At 70.6% G+C, this 21,188-nt stretch carries 18 protein-coding genes; 12 read left to right on the top strand and 6 right to left on the bottom strand.

Going from position 1 to position 21,188, the window contains the following annotated elements; genetic code table 11:
- Nucleotides 1-148: 148 nt before the first annotated feature.
- The 12 genes from ACIA5C_RS20715 (at nucleotide 149) to ACIA5C_RS20770 (ending at nucleotide 14,724) form a co-directional block, all read left to right on the top strand.
- Nucleotides 149-1,912 carry a thiamine pyrophosphate-dependent enzyme gene (locus tag ACIA5C_RS20715; protein ID WP_396056874.1) on the top strand — a complete coding sequence of 588 codons (1,764 nt, stop codon included), beginning with the start codon at nucleotides 149-151 and terminating at the stop codon, nucleotides 1,910-1,912.
- Nucleotides 1,909-4,995 (top strand): FAD-binding and (Fe-S)-binding domain-containing protein, encoded by a 3,087-nt coding sequence (locus ACIA5C_RS20720; protein ID WP_396056876.1) that lies wholly within the window; start codon nucleotides 1,909-1,911, stop codon nucleotides 4,993-4,995. Before ACIA5C_RS20715 ends, ACIA5C_RS20720 begins: the two co-directional genes overlap by 4 nt.
- Nucleotides 4,983-6,062, top strand: a complete 1,080-nt coding sequence (locus ACIA5C_RS20725) for an enolase C-terminal domain-like protein (RefSeq protein ID WP_396056878.1) — start codon at nucleotides 4,983-4,985, stop codon at nucleotides 6,060-6,062. Before ACIA5C_RS20720 ends, ACIA5C_RS20725 begins: the two co-directional genes overlap by 13 nt.
- A 129-nt stretch (nucleotides 6,063-6,191) precedes the next feature.
- Nucleotides 6,192-7,184 (top strand): cytochrome c oxidase subunit II, encoded by a 993-nt coding sequence (gene coxB, locus ACIA5C_RS20730; protein ID WP_396056880.1) that lies wholly within the window; start codon nucleotides 6,192-6,194, stop codon nucleotides 7,182-7,184.
- 12 nt (nucleotides 7,185-7,196) lie between these two features.
- Nucleotides 7,197-9,119 (top strand): cytochrome c oxidase subunit I, encoded by a 1,923-nt coding sequence (gene ctaD / locus ACIA5C_RS20735; RefSeq protein WP_396056882.1) that lies wholly within the window; start codon nucleotides 7,197-7,199, stop codon nucleotides 9,117-9,119.
- Nucleotides 9,116-9,730 carry a heme-copper oxidase subunit III gene (locus ACIA5C_RS20740; protein ID WP_396056884.1) on the top strand — a complete coding sequence of 205 codons (615 nt, stop codon included), beginning with the start codon at nucleotides 9,116-9,118 and terminating at the stop codon, nucleotides 9,728-9,730. The genes ctaD and ACIA5C_RS20740 overlap by 4 nt, the downstream gene beginning before the upstream one ends.
- Nucleotides 9,730-10,128 carry a hypothetical protein gene (locus tag ACIA5C_RS20745; RefSeq protein WP_364095466.1) on the top strand — a complete coding sequence of 133 codons (399 nt, stop codon included), beginning with the start codon at nucleotides 9,730-9,732 and terminating at the stop codon, nucleotides 10,126-10,128. Before ACIA5C_RS20740 ends, ACIA5C_RS20745 begins: the two co-directional genes overlap by 1 nt.
- Nucleotides 10,116-10,994 (top strand): cytochrome c oxidase assembly protein, encoded by an 879-nt coding sequence (locus tag ACIA5C_RS20750; RefSeq protein ID WP_396056886.1) that lies wholly within the window; start codon nucleotides 10,116-10,118, stop codon nucleotides 10,992-10,994. The genes ACIA5C_RS20745 and ACIA5C_RS20750 overlap by 13 nt, the downstream gene beginning before the upstream one ends.
- Complete coding sequence (locus ACIA5C_RS20755) at nucleotides 10,991-11,383, top strand: c-type cytochrome (RefSeq protein ID WP_396056888.1); 393 nt, start codon at nucleotides 10,991-10,993, stop codon at nucleotides 11,381-11,383. The genes ACIA5C_RS20750 and ACIA5C_RS20755 overlap by 4 nt, the downstream gene beginning before the upstream one ends.
- A 10-nt stretch (nucleotides 11,384-11,393) precedes the next feature.
- On the top strand, nucleotides 11,394-12,197 hold the full coding sequence (locus tag ACIA5C_RS20760) for a c-type cytochrome (RefSeq protein WP_396056890.1): 804 nt from the start codon (nucleotides 11,394-11,396) through the stop codon (nucleotides 12,195-12,197).
- Nucleotides 12,194-13,063 (top strand): Rieske 2Fe-2S domain-containing protein, encoded by an 870-nt coding sequence (locus ACIA5C_RS20765; protein ID WP_364095457.1) that lies wholly within the window; start codon nucleotides 12,194-12,196, stop codon nucleotides 13,061-13,063. The genes ACIA5C_RS20760 and ACIA5C_RS20765 overlap by 4 nt, the downstream gene beginning before the upstream one ends.
- Nucleotides 13,060-14,724, top strand: coding sequence for a cytochrome b N-terminal domain-containing protein (locus ACIA5C_RS20770; RefSeq protein ID WP_396056893.1), 1,665 nt, complete (start codon nucleotides 13,060-13,062; stop codon nucleotides 14,722-14,724). The genes ACIA5C_RS20765 and ACIA5C_RS20770 overlap by 4 nt, the downstream gene beginning before the upstream one ends.
- A 325-nt stretch (nucleotides 14,725-15,049) precedes the next feature.
- Here ACIA5C_RS20770 and ACIA5C_RS20775 read toward each other — a convergent pair whose 3' ends face one another.
- Genes ACIA5C_RS20775 through ccsA form a run of 6 tightly spaced genes read right to left on the bottom strand, consistent with a single transcriptional unit; the run spans nucleotide 15,050 to nucleotide 21,177 of the window.
- The gene (locus ACIA5C_RS20775) at nucleotides 15,050-16,696 is read right to left on the bottom strand and encodes an NAD(P)/FAD-dependent oxidoreductase (RefSeq protein ID WP_364095452.1); all 1,647 of its coding nucleotides are present in this window, start codon (nucleotides 16,694-16,696) and stop codon (nucleotides 15,050-15,052) included.
- A 3-nt stretch (nucleotides 16,697-16,699) separates the two neighbouring features.
- Entirely contained in the window at nucleotides 16,700-17,572 is an 873-nt protein-coding gene (locus tag ACIA5C_RS20780; RefSeq protein ID WP_364095449.1) for a cytochrome c-type biogenesis protein CcmH, read from the bottom strand.
- Nucleotides 17,569-18,120 carry a TlpA disulfide reductase family protein gene (locus ACIA5C_RS20785; RefSeq protein ID WP_364095446.1) on the bottom strand — a complete coding sequence of 184 codons (552 nt, stop codon included), beginning with the start codon at nucleotides 18,118-18,120 and terminating at the stop codon, nucleotides 17,569-17,571. Before ACIA5C_RS20785 ends, ACIA5C_RS20780 begins: the two co-directional genes overlap by 4 nt.
- Entirely contained in the window at nucleotides 18,117-20,054 is a 1,938-nt protein-coding gene (locus tag ACIA5C_RS20790; protein ID WP_396056895.1) for a heme lyase CcmF/NrfE family subunit, read from the bottom strand. The genes ACIA5C_RS20785 and ACIA5C_RS20790 overlap by 4 nt, the downstream gene beginning before the upstream one ends.
- Nucleotides 20,051-20,443: a cytochrome c maturation protein CcmE gene (locus ACIA5C_RS20795; RefSeq protein ID WP_364095440.1), complete on the bottom strand. Its 393-nt coding sequence runs from the start codon at nucleotides 20,441-20,443 to the stop codon at nucleotides 20,051-20,053. Before ACIA5C_RS20795 ends, ACIA5C_RS20790 begins: the two co-directional genes overlap by 4 nt.
- Nucleotides 20,440-21,177 carry a cytochrome c biogenesis protein CcsA gene (ccsA, locus tag ACIA5C_RS20800; RefSeq protein WP_396056897.1) on the bottom strand — a complete coding sequence of 246 codons (738 nt, stop codon included), beginning with the start codon at nucleotides 21,175-21,177 and terminating at the stop codon, nucleotides 20,440-20,442. The genes ACIA5C_RS20795 and ccsA overlap by 4 nt, the downstream gene beginning before the upstream one ends.
- Nucleotides 21,178-21,188: the final 11 nt, after the last annotated feature.

Raw genomic sequence — 21,188 nt, forward strand, 5'->3', positions numbered from 1 at the left:
GCAGCGGTGTCGGACAGCTGAACCACCTACCCGGCTGGTCAACATCGACTCGCATCGGCGCTCTGGCGTATCGGGCGGACCGACCGTTTCGCCGATCGGGCGCCGGGTAGGGACCGCCACGACCCACCGACAGCGAAGGGACGTGACAATGCCGGAGATTGTGGGCGAGAGCCTGGCCAAGCGCTTGATCGCTTGGGGGGTGGACACCGTTTTCGGGCTGCCCGGCGACGGCATCAACGGGCTGATGGAGGGATTCCGACGGCACGCCGACCGGCTTCGCTTCGTGCTGGTGCACCACGAGGAGGCGGCGGCCTTCATGGCCGCCGGGTACGCGAAAGCGACCGGGCGGCTGGGCGTGTGCGCGGCCACGTCCGGGCCCGGAGCGATTCATCTGCTCAACGGGTTGTACGACGCGAAGCTCGACCACGCGCCGGTGCTGGCCATCACCGGCATGCAGGAGACCTCGGTGCTCGGCACCCACTACCAGCAGGAGGTGCACCTCGACCGGCTGTACTCCGACGTGGCCGAGTACAACCTGATGATCACCAACCCGCAGCAGGTGCCGGCCGTCGTCGATCTGGCGATCCGCAACGCACTGGCCAACAAGACGGTCTGCCATCTGACCTTTCCGACCGACATCCAGGTGGCGGCGGTCGGTGAGGACCCCTACCGGCATGTCGGCCCGGGACGCCCACCGGCGAGCATGCCGGCGATCGATCGCGCTCAGCTGCCGCCGGGAGAGCCGGAGTTGCGCGCCGCGGCCGAGGTGCTCAATGCCGCGAGCAAGCCCGTGATCCTGGTCGGTGCCGGCGCGCTGCACGCCCGCGACGAGGTGATCGCGGTGGCCGAGAAGCTGGGTGCGCCGGTGGTCAAGACGCTGCCCGGCAAGGCGGTGGTGCCCGACGACCACCCGGTCACTACGGGTGGCCTGGGCCTGCTCGGCACGAAGCCGAGCGAGGAGGCGATGGAGGAGTGCGACACCCTGCTGATGGTCGGCACCTCGTTCCCGTACGGGAAGTACCTGCCGGAGCCGGGCAAGGCCCGGGTCGTGCAGATCGACTCGGATCCGACGCTGATCGGGCTGCGGATGCCGGTGGAAGCGCCGATCACCGCGGACGCGAAGAAGGGCCTACAGGGGCTGCTGCCGCTGCTCAACGGCTCGGACGGGTCGTTTGTGGGCAAGTACCGCAAGGAGATGGACTCCTGGCGGGCCGACATGAAGGCGCTGCAGGACGAGACCCGCGATCCGATCGCCCCCCAGTACGTGGCGGGGGTGATCGACGAGCTGGCCGCCGACGACGCGATCATGACCTGCGACTCCGGCACGATCGCGACCTGGGCGGCACGGCATTTCACGATCCGCGGCGACCGGCAGTTCTACCTGTCGGGCAACCTGGCCACGATGGCGCCCGGGCTGCCGTACGCGATCGCCATGCAGCACGCCTTCCCCGGCCGGCAGGTCATCGCCTACGTGGGCGACGGCGGTTTCGCGATGCTGATGGCGGAATTTCTGACCGCGGTCCGCAACGGCCTGCCGATCAAGGTGGTCGTCAACAACAACAACTCGTACGGGCAGATCCTGTGGGAGCAGATCATCCTCGGCTATCCCGAGTACGCGGTGCGGCACAAGCAACCGGAGTCCGACTTCTCCAGCTGGGCGCGGGGCTGCGGAGCGTACGGCGTGAAGATCACCAAGCCCGGTGACGTGCGCGGCGCCATCGCCGACGCACTCGCGTACGACGGCCCGGCGCTGGTGGACGTGGACGTCAACCCGAACGAGCCACCGATGCCTGGCAAGATCAAGTACGACCAGGCCAAGCACTTCACCGAGGCGTTCCTGCGCGGGCAGCCGCACAAGGTCGCGACAGTAGCGACGGTGGTCCGCGACAAGATCAACGAGCTGCGCGCATGACCGCCGTGAAGCTTCCGGACCCCGTCGTGCATGTTCCGGACACCGGCGCCGTCGACGTCGCCGGTCTGGCCCGCGACCTGGCGGCCGAGGTGGACGGTGAAGTCCGCTTCGACGCCGGGTCGCGGAGCGCCTACTCCACCGACGGCTCGAACTACCGCCAGGTACCGATCGGCGTGGTCGTACCGCGTACGGTCGAGGCCGGAGTCGCGGCGGTGGCCGTGTGCCGCCGCTACGGTGCGCCGGTCACCTCGCGCGGCGGCGGCACGAGCCTCGCGGGGGAGTGCACCAACGTCGCGGTGATCATCGACTGGTCGAAGTACTGCCACCGGCTTCTCGAGGTCAACGCCGACCGGCGTACCTGCCTGGTCGAGCCCGGCATCGTGCTCGACCTGCTCAACGACCAGCTCCGTGACACCGGCCTGGAGTACGGACCCGAGCCGGCCACCCACAACCACTGCACGCTCGGCGGCATGATCGGCAACAACTCCTGCGGCGCCACCGCCCAGCGCACCGGCAAGGTGGTCGACAACATCGTCGAGCTGGAGGTGCTCCTCTACGACGGCACGCGACTCTGGGTCGGGGAGACACCCGACGACGAGTACGAGAAGATCCTCGAGGCCGGTGGCCGCAAGGCCGAGATCTACCGGCAGCTGCGGCAGCTGCGCGACGACTACCTGGCCCAGATCCGTACCCGGTATCCGAAGATCCCGCGCCGGGTGTCCGGTTACAACCTGGACAGCCTGCTGCCGGAGAAGAACTTCCACGTCGCCCAAGCCCTGGTCGGCACCGAGGGCACGTGCGTGACGGTGCTGCGGGCACGGCTCAGGCTGGTCCCGATCGTGCAGGCTCGAACCGTCGCGATGCTGGTCTATCCGGACATCGCCACGGCGGCCGACGACGTGCCGAGGATTCTCCCGCACCGTCCGATCGCTCTCGAGGGCATGGACCACAAGCTGATCCACTTCCAGGAGCGCAAACACCTCAACCCGAAAGCGCTGAAGCTCCTGCCCGAAGAGGGATCCTACCTGCTGGTGCAGATGGGCGGCTCGAACAAGGACGAAGCCGACGCGACCACCGACGCGATGCTGGCCGCCCTCGGCCGCGGGCGCGACGACGACAACGTGGTGTTCTTCGACGACGAGGAACACGAGAAGGAGATCTGGGAGATCCGCGAGTCCGGTCTCGGCGCCACCGCCCGTATTCCGGGGATGGCCGACACCTGGCCGGGCTGGGAGGACTCGGCCGTCTCGCCGGACGACCTGGGCGACTACCTGCGCGACCTGCAAGGTCTGTACGACGAGTACGGCTATCAGCAGGCTTCGTTGTACGGGCACTTCGGCCAGGGCTGCGTGCACACCCGCATTCCGTTCGACCTGACCGGTGCGGATGGGATCGCGAAGTTCCGCTCCTTCGTGGAGGAAGCGGCCGATCTGGTGGTGCGCTACGGCGGCTCGTTCTCCGGGGAGCACGGCGACGGCCAGGCCCGCGGTGAGCTGCTGCCGAAGATGTTCGGCGACGACCTCATCCGCGCGTTCGGCCAGTTCAAGGCCGTCTTCGACCCGGACAACCGGATGAATCCCGGCAAGGTGACCGCGCCCAACCCGCTCGACGGCCAGCTGCGGCTGGGCGCCGACTACAACCACGGCGACGTCGCGACCCACTTCAAGTTTCCGAACGACGACGGCAGCTTCGGCCGCGCGGTGCTGCGCTGCGTCGGCGTCGGCAAGTGCCGCCGGCACGAAGGACCCGGGGTCATGTGCCCGTCCTACATGGCCACCGAGGAAGAGGAACACTCCACGCGTGGCCGGGCCCGGTTGCTGTTCGAGATGCTCGATGGCACCATCCGCGGCGGGGCGATCGCCGACGGCTGGCGCTCCGACGCCGTCAAGGACGCCCTCGACCTCTGCCTGGCCTGCAAGGGCTGCAAGGCCGACTGCCCGGTCAACGTCGACATGGCCACCTACAAGGCCGAGTTCCTGTCACACCATTACGAAGGCCGCCTCCGTCCGCGGGCGCACTACTCCATGGGTTGGCTGCCGCTCGCCGCGGCGGCCGTCGCGGCGACGGCGCCCCGCTTGGTCAACTCGTTGGCCCACGCTCCGGGACTGTCCTGGTTGGCCAAGAAAGTCGCCGGGGTGGACACCCGGCGCGAGGTGCCGGTGTTCGCCGGTCAGACCTTCCAGCAGTGGTTCGCCGAACACATTCCGGGCGGCAGCGGCCATCGCGGCGAGGTAGTGCTCTGGCCGGACACGTTCAACAACCATTTCAATCCGGGCATCGCCCGCGCGGCGGTGGAGGTGGTCGAGCACGCGGGCTGGCGCGTCGTGGTTCCCGATCAGAAGGTGTGCTGCGGGCTGACCTGGATCTCCACCGGCCAGCTCGACGTCGCCAAGCGCGTCCTGATGCGTACGGTCGAAATCCTGCGCCCGCACCTGCGGGCCGGCACCCTGATCCTGGGTCTGGAGCCGAGTTGCACCGCGGTGTTCCGGAGCGACGCGGAAGAACTCTTCCCCGACGACCAGGACGTCGAACGGCTCCGCCGGCAGACGGTCACCCTGGCCGAACTGCTGACGGAGCACACGCCAGGATGGCGGCCTCCCCGCATCTCCCGGACCGCGCACATCCAGACCCACTGCCATCATCACGCGATCATGGGCTACGAGGCGGACCGCAAATTGCTCTCCAGCGCCGGCGTACAGGCGGACGTCCTCGACTCCGGTTGCTGTGGGCTGGCCGGCAACTTCGGCTTCGAGGAGGGCCATTACGAAGTCTCCGAGGCCTGCGCGGAGCGGGTGTTGCTCCCGGCGGTGCGCGACGCGGAACCGACGGATGTGATCATGGCGGACGGGTTCAGCTGCCGCACCCAGGTCGAGCAGAGCGACTCCGGCGGCCGCCGCGGCGTTCACCTGGCCGAGCTGCTGCGCGCCGGTCTGCACGGCGACGACGGCCAAGGCGCCCCCGAACAACGGTGGGCCGACCGCCCGCAACCGCCGTCGCCGACGGCCCGCGCACTGACCACCGGCCTGGTGGCGGGCGCCGCACTCGCAGCTGCCGGATGGGGTGTGCGCCGATGGTTGCGCTGAGCGCGTCGGCCTACACCATCCCGACCGACGCGCCCGAGGCCGACGGAACCCTCGCCTGGTCGAGCACGACTCTCGTGCTGGTCGAGGCGAGCGCGGACGGGCACACCGGCATCGGCTGGACGTACGGGCCGGCGGCCACGGTGCGCGTGGTCGCCGACCTGCTGGCCGATGTCGTCGAGAACGTGGACCCGGACGACGTCCCGGGAGCCTGGGTCGCGATGCAGCGGCGCCTGCGCAACGCCGGTCGCCCGGGCATCGGAGGACTGGCTCTGTCCGCGGCGGACAACGCGATCTGGGATCTCAAGGCGCGTCGCTGGGGCAAGCCGCTCACCGCCCTGCTCGGAACGGTCCGGACCGCCGTGCCGGTCTACGGCAGCGGCGGCTTCACCACCTACGACGGCAAGCGCCAGGACGCGCAGCTCGCCGGTTGGGTGCACGAGCAGGGCATACCCCGCGTAAAAATCAAGATCGGGGAGTCCGGGGGCACCGAGGTCGGACGCGACCTGGCGCGTATGGCCGCGGCCCGGATGACCATCGGTGAGGCGGCCGAGCTCTACGTCGACGCCAACGGGGCTTATCAGCGTAAGCAGGCCATCCGGGTGATGCAGGCCGCGGCCGAGGCAGACGTGCGCTGGTTCGAGGAACCGGTCAGCTCGGACGACCTGGCCGGGCTCGGCGTGGTCCGGGACGCGGTGCGACCGGACGTGGCGGCCGGCGAGTACGGCTACGACCTGGTCTATTTCGAGCGGATGGCGCCGTACGTCGACTGCCTGCAGGTCGACGTGACCCGGTGCGGCGGGATCACCGAGTTCCAGCGGGCGGCCGCGGTGGCCGCCGCGCACGGGCTCGAGGTGTCCGGGCACTGCGCTCCGCATCAGCATCTTGCCGTCGCGGCCGCCACCGCGAACCTTCGGCACCTGGAGTGGTTCCACGACCACGCCCGGATCGAGGCGATGCTCTTCGAGGGTGCGGCCCATCCGATCGGCGGCACCGCGCCCGTGGGCGGGGGAGCGGGCAATGGCCTCAGCTTTCGCGGCACCGACGCGGCCCAATGGCGGGTCGGCTGAGGTTGACCGCCCTCGGGTTCGGCTTCTCCGCAAATGATCGATCCGCGAGTCGTTTAGCCCGAACCGGGACGGGAAAGCGCGCCTCGCAACCGAAGGGGAGAGTTGATGCGACGACGTCCGGTTCGTTCCGTGCGCCGGTCTTACCGGCGCGTTCCGGCCGTGCTGCTCCTGCTCCTGCTGGCGGGGTGCTCGGGTGGGTCGCAGTCGACCCTGCATGCCTCCGGCTTCGGGGCGCAGCGCACCGAAGGCCTGTGGTGGCTCTTCTTCTGGATCTCGGTCGCCGTCTTCGCTGAGGTCATGGCGCTGCTGGGCTGGGCGGTGTGGCGGCGGCGACGCCCGAACGCGAGGATTCGCGGTGGCGACTCGCTGGGCATGGTGACCGTGCTCGGCGTGGCGATCCCGTTCGTGATCCTGGTCGTCGTCTACGGGTTCGGCCTGCAGGACCTCAATGCGCTGGCGTCGCCGCCGAAGAAGGCGGACGTCACCGTCGACGTGGTCGGCCATCGCTGGTGGTGGGAGGTGCACTACGCCGACCAGCCCGGCGCGGTGACCGCGAACGAGATCCACATTCCGGTCGGCGAGTCGGTTCGGATTCGGCTGCGTACGGCGGACGTCCAGCACAGCTTCTGGGTCCCGAACCTCATGCCGAAGACCGATCTGATCGCCGGCAAGGTGAACTCCACCTGGCTCTACACCGACAAGGCCGGGACCTACCGCGGACAGTGCGCGGAGTACTGCGGCCAGCAGCACGCGTTCATGGCGTTCCGGGTCGTCGCCGAGCCGCCAACCGTGTTTCACAGCTGGGTCACCGCGCTCGCGACGCCACCGGCCCGAACGTTGACCACCGCGCAGCAGCACGGCCTGCAAGTCTTTGAGCAAAGTTCCTGCGCCTCCTGCCACACCATCCGTGGCACCACCGCGGCCGGCACCATCGGCCCCGACCTTTCCTCCATCGGGTCGCGGTGGAGCATCGGCGCCGGGGCCGCGCCCAACGACGCCGGGCACCTCGGTGGCTGGATCGCCAACTCGCAGACCATCAAGCCCGGCAACGCCATGCCTCCGCAGCCGGTGGCCGCCCAGGCCCTGCCCGACCTGGTCGCCTACCTCCAGTCCTTGAAGTAGACCGGAGTCCCCATGACCGCCAGCACCGACGACAAGCCCCGCCCGGACACCGACCCGGAGGAACTCGACCGGCTGGAACAGCAGTGGGGCGAGCGGCCGTCGCTGCACAGCTGGTTCAGCACGGTCGACCACAAGCGCATCGGCCGCCGCTACATGGTGACGGCCGGCATCTTCTTCATCATCGCCGGTATCGACGCGATGATCATGCGGACTCAGCTGGCCCGGCCGAACGCGAAGATCCTGTCGCCGGAGGAGTACGACCAGCTGTTCACCATGCACGGCACCGCGATGATTTTCCTGGTCGCGACGCCGATGTTCTTCGGCTTCGGCAACTTCCTGGTGCCACTGATGATCGGCGCCCGGGACATGGCGTTCCCGCGCCTCAACGCGTTCGGCTACTGGGTTTTCCTGTTCGCCGGCTCGGTGCTGTTCGGCAGCCAGTTCGTCGGCAAGGCACCCGACGGCGGCTGGTTCGGCTACGTGCCGCTGACCGACAAGCCGTACTCGTCCGGTATCAACCTCGACGTGTACTCGCTCGGTCTGCTCTTTCTCGGTGTGTCGACCACGATCGGGGCGATCAACTTCATCGTCACGGCGCTCAAGCTGCGGGCGCCCGGGATGTCGCTCAACCGGGTGCCGCTGTTCGTGTGGGCGATCGTCGGCACGTCGTTCATGGTTATCTTCGCGTTGCCGGCGTTGAACCTGGACAACGCGATGCTGTTCCTCGACCGCCGGTTCGGAGCCCATTTCTTCGACGTCAGCCACGGCGGCAACACGCTGCTGTGGCAGCACCTGTTCTGGATTTTCGGGCATCCGGACGTGTACATCATCGTGATGCCGGCCCTGGGCATCGTCTCGGCGGTGCTGCCGGCCTTCTGCCGGCGTGGGGTGGCGGCCTACCCGCTGATGGTGCTGGCCATCGTGACGATCTCGATCATCTCGTTCGGCGTCTGGGTGCATCACATGTTCGCCACCGGCCTGCCGCAGCTGTCCTACAGCTTCTTCAGCGCGGCGAGCACGCTGATCACGATCCCTTCCGGGATCCAGATCTTCGCCTGGCTGGCGACCATGCTCAAGGGCCGGATCGTGGTGCGTACGCCGTTCCTGTTCGTGGTCGGCTTCATCGTCACGTTCGTGCTGGGCGGGTTCACCGGTGTCATGTTCGCCATCACGGCGTTCGATGAGCAGGTCACCGATTCCTACTTCGTCGTCGCGCACTTCCACTACGTACTGTTCGGCGGTGCGATCTTCCCGATGATCGCCGGCGTCTACTACTGGCTGCCCAAGTTCACCGGGAAGATGTTCAGCGAGCGCCTCGGCCGGTGGGCGTTCTGGCTGGTCTTCATCGGTTTCAACGCCACGTTCTTCCCGATGCACCTGTCCGGCCTGTTCGGCATGCCGCGGCGGGTCTACACCTATCCCGGTGACCTGGGCTGGAACATCCCCAACCTGATCTCGACTATCGGCGCGTACGTGCTCGCGGTGGGCCTGTTCCTCGTGCTGGCCGGGGTGCTGCACGCGATCCGCCGCGGCCAGCCGGCGACGGCCGACCCGTGGGGCGGCGACACCCTCGAATGGGGAGCTGCGTCACCGCCGAAGCCCTATAACTTCCCGGTGTCGCCACTGGTGCACAGCGTTCACCCGATGTGGGACGAGCGCACCCGCACCGACCTCGTCGAAGCGGAGATCCTCACCGGCCACCGGGCCATGCAGACCAGCGAGCTCGACGCCGTCCCCGAGAAGCCCATCGAGATGCCGGAACCCGCCCTGGTTCCGTTCGTCAACGCGCTCGGCATCCTGGTGGTCATCTTGGGCCTGCTGTGGGGCTGGTACTGGGTGGCGGGCGCCGGCGCGGTCGTGGTGTTCGGATCCCTCGCGCGCTGGCTCTGGCCGCCCGAACGTACCCCTGAGCAGGCGGGAGCGACCACGAAATGACTGCCGTCGTCGAAGAGGCCGCCCAGCCGCGGTCGCTGGCCACCGAGATGCCGTCCGGCCGGACCACCGGCTGGTGGGGCATGGTCCTGTTCGTCACCACCGAGGCGACGTTCTTCGCTGCCGCCCTCGGCAGCTACTTCTATCTGCGCTTCCAGGCCCAGCAATGGCCCCCGCCCGGCATCGAGGCGCCCAAGCTCACCAAGGTGATCATCATGACCGCCATCCTGCTGCCGAGCAGCCTGCCGGTGATGTGGGCCGAACGCGGCATTCGGAAGGGACAGCGCTGGCGGCTGCGGGCCGGGCTGGCGATCACGCTGGTGCTGGGGCTGGCCTTCCTCGCCATGCAGGCCTGGGAGTACTCGGAGGACACCAAGAAGCACACCTTTACCACCGACGCGTACTCGTCGCTGTTCTACGGCATCACCACCTTCCACGGCTTCCACGTCACGGTCGGCCTGATCATGGTCGGCTGGCTGCTGGCCGCGTCGCTGCGCGGCAGCTTCGGCTACAAGCGCCACGAACGCGTCCGGTTGACCGCCATCTACTGGCACTTCGTCGACGTCGTCTGGATCGCGATCTTCCTGACCCTCTACGTCTCACCGAGGTTGTGATGAGCGAGTCCACCACGCGGCGGCGTGGCCACAAACTCGGAGGCCTGCTCACGTGGTTCGGCGTGCTCGGCGGCGCGCTGGCCTGGGCGGTACACCTCTTCGTGGCCTGGGGCGCCGACGAGCTCACCTGCGCGTCCGGAAGCACCAGCGTCGACGGCATCCCGCTGCGCGGCGTGGTCGGCGCCGGCGTCGTGCTTCCGGCGCTGGTCACCGCCGCCGCCCTCGTGGTGGCGTGGCGGGCCTGGCGGCGGACCGACCGGGCCCGGCGAGGCGACGACCCACGGATGGAACGGGCCGGGATGATGGCTCTGATCGGTCTGTGCGCGAACGGGCTCTTCCTCGCCATCATCCTGGCCGGCGGGGCGGCCGTACTGGTGTTGCAGCCATGTCAGGGATGACCGGGCTGATGCCGCTGGCCCACGGCCCGGCAGCGGCCGGCGAGCGGTGGTCCGAACTCGCCGGTGTGCTTCTCGTCGCTGCCCTGGCGGCCGCCTACGGGCGCGGCGTGCAGGAAATCTGGCATCGGCGCGGCGTCGGGGCCGTCGTGCCCCGGTGGCGGGTCGCCGCCTTCGGCGGTGGCCTGCTGACCCTGTTGGTGGCCCAGCAGGGGCCGATCCACGAGGCGTCGGAGCACTCGCTGGCCGGGCACATGACCCAGCACATGATTCTGATGCTGCTCGGCGGCCCGTTGCTGGCTGCCGGTGGCGTGGGTCTGCCGCTCACCGTCGCCGCGCCCCGGCGGCTCCGGCACGCCGCGGCGCGCCTGCGGACCACCGGCACCGCCCGATGGCTGCGCCGGCCGCTCAACACGGCGCTCGTGGCTGCGGGGCTGCACACCGTCGTGCTGTGGTTCTGGCACCTGCCGTTGCCGTACGAGTGGGTCGAGGCGAACACCGTCGTGCACGGCGCCGAGCACGTCAGCCTGGTCGGAGTCGCATGGCTGCTCTGGTCCATGGTCGTCGGTCCCGGCGCGGCCCGGCTCAGCCCGCCCGTGGGGTTCCTGCTGCTATTCGCCACCGGCATGCCGGCTGCGGCCCTCGGTGCCGCGCTCACCCTCGCCCCGAACGTGCTCTACCCCGGCTATCGCCTCAGCGACCAGCAGCTGGCCGGCCTGATCATGTGGGTGCCGATGGACGTGGTCATGTTGGTCGTCGCCGTGACCCTGTTCCTGAGGTGGATCACCTCGCTCGATCGGCGTACCCCGGCCGACCGGGATCTGCGTCCGCTCGACGGTCCCAGGGAGACGAAGGAGGTTCCGGCGTGATCACCAACCGGCTGCGGTGGATATGGCCGTTCGCGGCGGCCGCCACCCTCGTGGTCGCACCCGCCGGCTGCTCCACACTGTCGCCGGCGCCGCCGGCCGAAGTGCCGTCCGGCGATCCGGGCCGCGGCGCGCAGCTGATCAATCAGTACGGATGCGGCTCCTGCCACACCGTCCCCGGCGTCAAGGGCGCCGACGGGCTGGTCGGGCCGCCGCTGACGAAGTTCGGCAGCCGGTCGTACATCGCCGGGGAGCTCGTCAACAGCGGGCCCAACCTGCAGCGGTGGATCGAGCATCCGCAGGAGATCGAGCCCGGCAACGCCATGCCCGACCTCAGCGTCTCCCCGGAGGACGCCCGGGACATCGCCGCCTACTTGTTCACCCTCGACTGAGGAACCGGACATGTCTGAGTCATCGTCGGAGACCACCGACCGCCCGGTGCGCCGCCTGCTCGCGGCCGCGGCCGGAATAGGCATTCTGGGCATGCCGGTCCTGACCACACCGCCGCCGTCGCCGAGCGCATCCATGCCGGCCTCCGCTCCGGCCGCGCCCACCGACGAATCCGGTCTCGGCACCCGCCTCTATCAGCAGAGCTGTGCCAGCTGTCACGGTCAGCAGGGCGAGGGGACCCAGCGCGGCCCGGCGCTGTCCGGAGTCGGGCCGGCCGACACCGATTTTCAGCTCAGCACCGGCCGCATGCCCCTGGGAAAGGAGCTCCACTCCGACATGCACGGCGAACCTGCCTTCTCGCAGGCCGAGATCTCGGCTCTCGTCCAGCACGTCGCCTCGTTCCCGCCCGGCGGCGGCCCGCCGATTCCCGTGGTCACGGAAGGAGACGTGCGCAGCGGCCGCGAACTCTTCCTGACCTACTGCTCGGCCTGTCATTCCGCGGCCGGGGTCGGAGCCACGCTCAACAACGGCCGGATCGCCCCGTCGCTGTCACGGGCCACGAGCACCCAGATCGGCGAGGCGGTGCGCGTCGGTCCGGGACTGATGCCGCAGTTCCCGCCCGATGTCGTCAGCGACGACGACGTGGACGCGATAGCCGGCTACGTCGCGGTGCTGCAGAACAAGCACGGTGACCTCGACCGCGGCGGCTGGTCGCTCGGCCGGCTGGGTCCGTTCACCGAGGGCGCGGTCGCCTGGGTGTTCGGGCTCGCCGCCGTAGCGTTTCTGGCCCGCCGGCTCGGGAAGCGTGCCCGATGAGCCCCGAGCCGGGCCCGCTGGGCGGCGAACGCGGAATCGCCCGCGGCGTCGGCATCGCGTTCGCGGTGACCGTCGTCGGCGCCGCCGGTTTCGCTGTCGCCTACTGCCTGGGCGGCAACACCCAACTGCTCGGCATCGGTCTGGGTCTCGCGTTCGCCGGCCTGACCGTCGGCCTCTGGCTGTGGGGCCGGCACCTGCTGCCGAGCGGGGGCTATGTGGAGGATCGCCCGGTGCTCAGCGCGCCGCCGCGCGATCGTCACCTGCTGGCCGAGGCCACCGCGGGCCCCGAGAGCCCGCTGCGGCGCCGCGGCCTGATCGGCATGTTCGTCGTTGCGGCCGGCTCGATCGGTGTGGTGATGCTGTTCCCGCTGCGATCGCTGCTGTCGTTCCGCAAGCCCGACCCGGTCTCCGAACTGCGCCACACCGCCTGGGGCGCCGGGGTGCGGCTGGTCACCCCGGAAGGGGTGCCGGTGCGGGCGGCCGACATCAACAGCGAGACCATCCAGATCGTCGTGCCCGAGGGGCACCTGAGGGACGGCGACGCGCCGGCCTTCGTCGTCCGGATGGATCCGGCCCGGCTGACCAGCGCACCGCCCGGCGGACTGACCGGGGAAGACCTGGTGGCCTATTCCCTGCTGTGCACCCATGCCGGCTGCCCGGTCGCCCTCTACGAGCAGACCACCGGCCGCATGCTCTGCCCCTGCCACCAGTCCGCGTTCAACCTGCTCGCCGGGGCCAAGCCGATCGCCGGACCGGCTGCCCGCCCGCTGCCCGGGCTGCCGATCGAGGTCGACGCCGACGGCTACCTACGCGCCCGGGGTGACTTCACCTCGCCGCCCGGCGCCGGCTTCTGGAGCCGCTCATGATCACACGCCGCCTGTACCGCGCTCTGGACGCGCGGCTGGGTACCACGTCGGTCGCGCGCACCGCGATGGCCAAGGTCTTCCCGGACCATTGGACGTTCATGCTCGGCGAGATCGCCCTGTACTGCTTCATCTCGCTGGTGCTCACCGGCACCTATCTGACCCTGTTCTTCGAGCCGAGCACCGCCGAAACCGTCTACCACGGCGCCTACCAACCTCTGGCCGGATCGTCGGTGTCGAGCGCGTTCGCCTCCACCGTCGGCCTGAGCTTCGACGTGCGGGCCGGCCTGCTCATGCGTCAGGCCCACCACTGGGCGGCATTGCTGTTCGTCGGCGCGATCGTGCTGCACCTACTTCGGATCTTCTTCACCGGCGCGTTCCGCAAGCCGCGGGAGATCAACTGGGTGATCGGCGTGACCATGCTGGCGCTAGCGCTGCTGAACGGCTTCACCGGCTACTCGATGCCGGACGACCTGTTGTCCGGGACCGGCCTGCGAATCATCTACTCGGTGGTGCTGTCCATCCCGGTCGCCGGGTCGTGGATCGCGCTGCTGGCCTTCGGTGGCGAGTTCCCCACCGAGGCGACGACACCGCGGCTCTACATCAGCCACGTCTTCATCGTCCCGGCCCTGTTCGCGGCTCTGATCGCCCTCCACCTGATCATCATCATCCGGCAGAAGCACTCGCAGTTTCCCGGGCCCGGACGAAGCGAGCGCACCGTGGTCGGCTCGCGACTGTGGCCGGGCTACGCCGTACGTTCGTTGAGCCTCGCCACGGGGGTGCTCACGGCGGTCTTCCTGCTCGGCGGCCTGGTCCAGATCAACCCGGTGTGGATCTACGGACCCTTCAACCCGGCCCAGGCCACCTCCCCGGCCCAGCCCGACTGGTACGTCGCCTGGGGCGACGGCGCCCTGCGGCTGTTCCCGAGGATCAACTTCCACATCTTTGGCCATCTCGTGCCGGCGCCGTTCCTTCCCGGCGTGGGCCTGGGCGGGCTGACGTTCGTGCTGCTCTATCTCTGGCCCTGGCTGGAACGGTGGCGCACCGGCGACCGGGGCGCGCACCAGGTGCTCGATCGACCCCGGGACCGGCCGTGGCGAGTCGCGATCGGCGCCTGGGCGCTGACCTTCTTCGCCGTCCTGCTGGTCGCGGGCGCCGACGACATCATCGCCCGCCTCACGCTCATCCCGGTCACCGGCATCCTGCGAACCCTGCAGATCCTGGTGCTGACCCTGCCGTTCGTCGTCGCCGCCGTCGCCCTGCTCATCGCCCGTTCCCTCAAGCGTGGCACCGCCACCAGCGTGGCGGAGTTGACCGCCGAAGACCTGCGGGCCGGGATCTCCGGCACCGCCATGCCGGCCTCGGACGAACAGTCGCCGCCGCAGCGCATCGACCTGTGGCGCAACCCCGACGGTACGTGGCGGTGGCGTTGGACCGGCGGCGAGGAACTCAACAGCAACGAGGCGTACGAAAGCCGCGACGAGGCGCTCCAAGCGGCCAAGGTCGCCTTTGCCGGGGTCCCGGTGCACCAGACCGACCCGCCGGAAGGCGTCATCCTGCCGGCCCCGCGGCAGGAACCGGGCTGGGGTACGAAGGTGGCGGCGGCCGGTGTCTGGGTCGCGCTGGCGGTGCTGGGCCGCCGCCGTTCCCGAGCCGAGGACTGACTACTGGACCGACTGGAGGAGGACGCTGTGGCGACGGACGGCAACGGGCGCGGCCGGCGTCGTCGCGGCCCGGCGTCACGGCTGCCCGTGCACCGGGCGGTGCTGGCCATGGGGCTGCTGGCCGCCGGCCCGCCACTGGTGCTGCACGACGGGTGGCGCGGTCTGCTTCCCGCTGTGGCCGGGGCGGCTTATGCCGGTTATCTCCTCGCCGGAAAACGGTGGCCACACCACACACGCCCGGCCTGGAACAGTCACATCCCCGGACCACGGGCTATCCCCGCCGCAGGCGGTGGTGTACCACCGACAGGCGCGGCTCGGAAAACCGTCAATCGGCCGGTAGATCCGCCGTCGACGGCGGAAGCGCACCCCGGTCCGGACCCGAGTAGATGAGCCGAAGAGCCAGACGTACGGCCGCCGAGCGCCCCGCCCCGCGCACGCCGTCGTGCAGCAGGGCGGCCTTGGCGGCGTTGCCGCCCGGCCCGCCGTGCACTCCACCCCCGGGATGGGCGCCCGCGCTGGCGAGATAAAGACTCCGGATCGGGGTCTCGGCCCGGCCCAGCCCGACCACCGGACGGAACACGAGCTCCTGGTAGATCTTGGTGGTTCCGCCGTTGATCGCCCCGCCGACCAGGTTGCCGTCGGCGTCGTAAAGGCCGCCCGGCGTCTCCACTAGGCGGTTGACGACCAGGTCGCGGAAGCCGGGCGCGTGGCGTTCCATCTCATCCTCCACCACCCGCACCTGCCGGTGCAGGGCCTCCGCGTCGGTGCTGAGCACGCGCGGCAGGTGGGTGTACGCCCAGAGCACCTCCGTCCCGCGCGGCGAGCGCGTCGGATCGGCAGTGGTCATCTGGCCGAGCAGGATGAACGGCTTCTCCGGGCGCCGCCCGGTGGTCAACGCGGCGTTGTAGTCGCTGAACCCGTCCAGGTCGGTACCCAGGTGAACGGTCCCGGCACGACGAACCTCCGCCGACTTCCACGGCATCGGCGCCGACAGCGCCCAGTTCACCTTCAGTGTCGAGGGATCCCACTGGAAGCGCCGCAGGTCGTCCAGCATCCGCGACGGCAGGTGCTCGGAGCCGACCAGCTTCAGGTAGAGCGCGGGAACGTCGACATCGGCCACCACCGCCCGACGCGCTCGGACCAACTCACCACCGGCGGTCCGCACTGCCCGGGCCCGGCCGTCGCGGATGACGATCCGGTCGACCGGTGTGCCGCACCGCAGCTCCCCGCCGCGTTCGGTCAGGCGGCGGACCAGCGCCTGAGTGAGCATGCCGGAACCGCCGCGCGGCACCGGGAAGCCGTACCGCTGCCCGACCATCGTCATCAGCCAGCCGAAGACGGCGCTGCCCGGCTCATCAGCCGACATGTCCGAGTGCAGCGCGGTCCCGGCGAGCAGCAGCCGGGCGCCCGCACCGCGGAACTGCTCCTCGCCCAGGCGACGGACCGGCAGCATCGCGAAGCGGGCGAACCGGGCCGCGTCGGCCGGGCCCAGCCGGCGCAGCAGGTCCAGCCCCGGCCGAACCGGCGGGAACGGCCGGAACAGCGCTTCCAGCACGGCATCTTCCAGGCGGTCCCAGCGGTGCACCAGGTCAATCCACGCGTCCCCGTCTCCGGCGGCGAAGGCGTCCACCGACGCGGCGGTCTCCGACAGGTCCCGGGACATCACCACCGAGCGGCCGTCAGGCAGCACATGAGCGAGCACGGCCGGGGCGTGCGACCACTGCAGCCCGAAATCCGGCAGGCGCAGACCGCGCAGCACCGGAGACGCCGCACCGAGTGGATAGAACGCGCTGAACAGGTCCGTGACATGACCCGGACCGAGCACCTCGGCCGACCGGACCGCTCCGCCCGGCGTCTCCTGCGCCTCCAGCACCAGCACGCTCCAGCCGGCGTCGGCCAGCAGGTTGGCGGCCACGAGGCCGTTGTGTCCGGCGCCGACCACCACGGCGTCGTATTGAGTGACCATCGACATGAGCTACCGCGTACCCAGCAGCCGCCGGACCTCACCAGCGGCCGGGTCGTTCGGGGCGGCCTTCAGGAAACGGTGAAGCGTCGCGGCGGCCTCGGTGGAGCCTTGCGCCCGCTGGGCCAGGCCGAGCAGCAGCAGCGCCTGAGCGTCGTCCGGATGCCGGTCGACGACCGGGCCGGCGACGCTCACCGCCTGAGCTGCTTGATCGGAGCGGAGCAGTGCGAAGGCGAGCCGCAGCCGGACCGCGTCGTCCGGATCTTGCGTGACGGCGTCCTGGTAGACCGCCGCCGCCTCGGCATACCGGCCCTGGCTTTCCAGCGACCGGCCCAGCGCGACCAGGTCGGTGCTCGGCTGGGGGGACGCGGCCGCGGCAGTGCCGGCGTGCTGGTGCGGGCTGGCCACGGCCACGACGGCGACCAGGACGACGACGGCCGCGGCCAGAGCATCCCACAGCTGGGGGGAGAGACGGGACGGGCCGCGAGCGGTCTCAGGTGCTCGGGCGCCGCGGCGTCGCACGCGCCAGGCCAGCACGACGGCCAGCACGACGATCACGATCGGCACTATCCACAGCACGACGCCCAGCCCGCCGTGCGGTGGGTCGGACAGGATGCTCGGGCCGTAGCGGTCGACGAAGTACTGCCGGACCTGTCGCGGCGAGCGCCCGGCGGCCAGCTGCTGGGCGATCGTGTCGCGCATGGCCGCGGCCATCGGTGACTGGGACTGGGCGACCGACTCGCCCTGACAGGCCGGGCAGAGAAGCTGGGCGGCGATCGTCCGCGCCGATTCCGGCTGCGGGGCGGCCGACCGCCACACCGCCACCCCGGCGCCGGCCAGCAACAACACCAGCAGGGCGGAGGCCGCCAGCCGCCGGGCCATCATGACGCCAGCAGCGCGGGCACGCGCTGCTCGAGCCACGCTTCGTCGAGCGCACCCTGGACCCACCAGCGGATCCGGCCGGTCCGGTCGACCAGGAAGCTCTCCGGCACGCCGCGCGCCCCCCACGCCACCGCCAGCACGCCCGGCGGGTCGGCCACACTGGTGAGGCTCGTGGCTCCGACATCGGCGAGGAGCCGATGAGCGGACTCGGAGTTGTCCCGCATGTCGATGCCCACCACCCGGAAGCCGTCGGCCGCCCAGCGGCTCTGGGCGGCGGCGAGCGCGGGCAGCTCCTGGCGGCACGGGTCGCACCATGAGGCCCACACGTTGACCAGTACGACCTGACCGCGCAGGGTCGCCAGATCGAACTGCGGGCCGTCAAGCGTCCGGCCGCGCAGCTCCGGAGCGGTTTCGTCGCGGACCTGCGCCTGCACCGCGTCGCCCGCCGCGCTCGCCGACCGGGCCGACGCCCGCATACCCTCGGTCAGGACCACCCCGAGCGCCGCCACCGCCAGCACGGCCGTCACCCCTGCGATCAGCCGCTTGTTCATGCCGGACTCCCGACGGTCACTGGTTGCGGTGCCGGGGCTTCCTGCGGGGCCGCACGGCGGCGCCCCGGCCACCGTACGGCGGACGCGAGGCCGCCCAGAGCAGTCAGCGCGCCGCCCAGCCACACCAGGCCGACCAGCGGGTTCACCGCCAGGCGAACGGTGGCCGTGGTTCCGTCCGAGGCGACTGCGAGCACGGTGGCGTACACGTCACGCGTCGGGCTGGACCGGATCGCGGGCACGCTGACCGTGAGATCCCGGGCCGGGTAGTAGCGCAGCTCCGGACTGCTGATGCCGCTCGCGTCACCGGTCAACGTGAGCCGGACCCGGGCCGCGACCCCGGAACCCGAGCCGTGCTGGTCCACCGCTTCGAGGCGTGCCCCGACGTGGCCCGCGCGGACGGTTTCCCCCACGTGCAGCTGGCGCTCGGCGATCACGGTGTAGGCCGACGAGGCCGCCACTCCCACTGCCACCACCGCCAGCCCGGTGTGGGCGACCAGCCAGCCCGCCCGGCGCCACGGGCGGGCGGCGCTCGGCGGCCGGCGAAGCATTCCCGTCGCGCTCCCGGCCAGACCGGTTACGACGTACGCCCCGAGGCCGAAGGCCATCAGGGCCAAGACCCCGGGCCGACTGAACAGGCCGACCAGCACAACGGTCGTCAGACCGACGGCGGCCGGAATCCGCACTGCGCGCAGGTCGGCGGGGCGCCCGGGCCGCAACACCGGCGCCAGCCCCATGAGCAGCAGCACCACCAGGGCGACCGGCACCGCCGAACGGTTGAAGTAGCCGGGCCCGACGCTGGCCTTGCTCCCTTGCACGGCCTCGACGAGCAGCGGGAACAGCGTGCCGGTGAGCACGATCGCGGTGATCGCGACCAGCAACACCGAGTTGCCCAGCATCACCGACTCCCGCGAGGAGAGCGAGGAGGCCGGTGCGGCGCCGACCGAACGGCCGGCTCGCCAGACGGTCAAGCCCACCACGACCGCCACGGCCAGCAGCACGAAACCCAGCAGCATGGGACCGAGCGGCGAGGCGGTGAACGCATGCACGCTGGCCACCGCACCGGACCGGGTGAGGAACGTGCCGACCAGCACGAGCAGGAACGTGCCGCAGGCCAGCGAGGTGTTCCACGACCGCAGCGCCGGGGTGCGACGCCCGGCGATCAGCGTGTGCAGCAGGGCCGTCGCGGTGAGCCAGGGCAGCAGCGACGCGTTCTCCACCGGGTCCCAGGCCCAGTAGCCACCCCAGCCGAGCACCGCGTACGACCACCACGCCCCCATCGTGATCCCGGCAGTCAGCAGCGCCCACGCCACCAGAGTCCAGCGCCGCACGGTCGCGCTCCAGATCCGATCGGTCTGCCCGGTCACGAGCGCCGCGATCCCGTACCCGAACGGTACGACCAGCGCGATGTAACCCGCGTACAGCAGGGGTGGGTGGATCCCCATTGCCGGGTGCTCGCGGAGCAGCGGATTGGGCCCCGGACCCGCGGCCGGGACTGGTGAGACCGCCGCGAACGGATCGGCGGCGAAGTAGGTCAGCGCGAAGAAGAACGTGGTGACCACTCCGGTCACCGCCAGCGCCCAGGGCCGCAGGCGATCCGGTGTCCGGCGGCCGAGCAACACTGCGCAGACGGCGAGAATCAGCAACCACAGCAGCAGCGAGCCGTCGAGCGCGGCCCACAGGCTGGTGACCGTGTAGTAGAGCGGCACGTCCCGACCGCCGTTCTCGGCTACGTACTGGACGCTGAAGTCGTGCCGGATCAGCGCGGTCTCGAGGGCGCCACAGGTCAGGGCGGCCGCCGCGAGGGTGACCCAGCCGGCGACCCGGGCCGGCCGCGGCGGGGCGCCGACCACGGCCACCCGCAGCCAGAGCAACGCCGAGCCGACCGCCGCGACGAGGCCGAGCCCGAGCCCGACGCGCCCGGCCTGACCGATCACCGGTCGTCCCCGCCGTCACCGGCGGCCGGCCGGTATTCGTTGCCATGTTTGGCCATCACCGTGTCGGAGTGGAACACACCCTGGCCGTCGAGGGTGCCCTCGACCACTGCCTGCTGACCCTCCCGAATCGTCCCCGGCAGGTCCTCCACCTGCTCCACCTGGACCCGGCTGGTGCCGTCGCCGAGCTGGAAGCTGGTCAGTCCGTTCTGTGTGTGCAGCGAGCCCGGCACGACCTCGCCGCCGAGGCGCACCCGCGCGGCAGGTCCCTGCTGCACCTCGCTGGGCGTGCGATAGAACATCAACGTGTGCTGCAGGCCCGCGCCCATCAACAGCAACGCCCCGGCGACGGTCACGCCCAGCAGCAGAAGGCGGGCGCGGCGGGGCGTCACCGCCGGGCTCCGGCGAGCGGGCGGCCGGAGGCGGTCGCCGGGATTCCGGCTCGGGTCTCGAGGACAGCCAGCCGCTGCAGGAAGATCCACGCGGCGGTGACGGTGCCGGCGGCGACGCACAGCAGCAGCGCGGTCAGCATCAGGCCGTTGATCGGCGGCTTGACGTTCGGTGCCAGCAACGTGGCCTGCTGGTGAAGTGATCGCCACCAGACGACGGAGAAGTGCACGACCGGCACGATGAGGAACCCGGCGACTCCCAGCCGCGCCGCCCGGCGCGCGCCCCGGGCCGGGTCGTCGTCGCTGAACCGCAGCGTCGCCTGCGCCGCGTAGATCAGGAACATCGCGATCGTGCTGACGATCCGCGGGTCCCACGCCCACCAGACGCCCCAGGTGAGGTGACCCCAGACCGTTCCGGCGGCGAACGTGACCACCGTGGCGCCCAAACCGATCTCAGCGGCCGCTCGGCCGGCCCGGTCCCAGCGTTCGTCACCCCAGATCAGATACGCGACCCCGGCCACCAGCACGACGAAGAACGCCAGGTAGGCGGTCCAGGCGGCCGGTACGTGCAGATACATGAGCCGCTGAGCCTGGCCCTGCGCGGCGTCGGGCGGCGCGATCGTCGTGCCGGCGAGTGCTCCGGCCAGGCTGAGCCCGGCGGCTGCCCATCCCAGGGTGCGCCGGTCCTTGGCGGCTCGAGGGCCGGCGAGCAATGGCGTGGGTGCGTTTGTCGGCATCGGTGTCCTCC

This window comes from Actinoplanes sp. NPDC051343, assembly GCF_044455125.1.
In the GTDB taxonomy this organism is placed as follows: Bacteria; Actinomycetota; Actinomycetes; order Mycobacteriales; family Micromonosporaceae; genus Actinoplanes.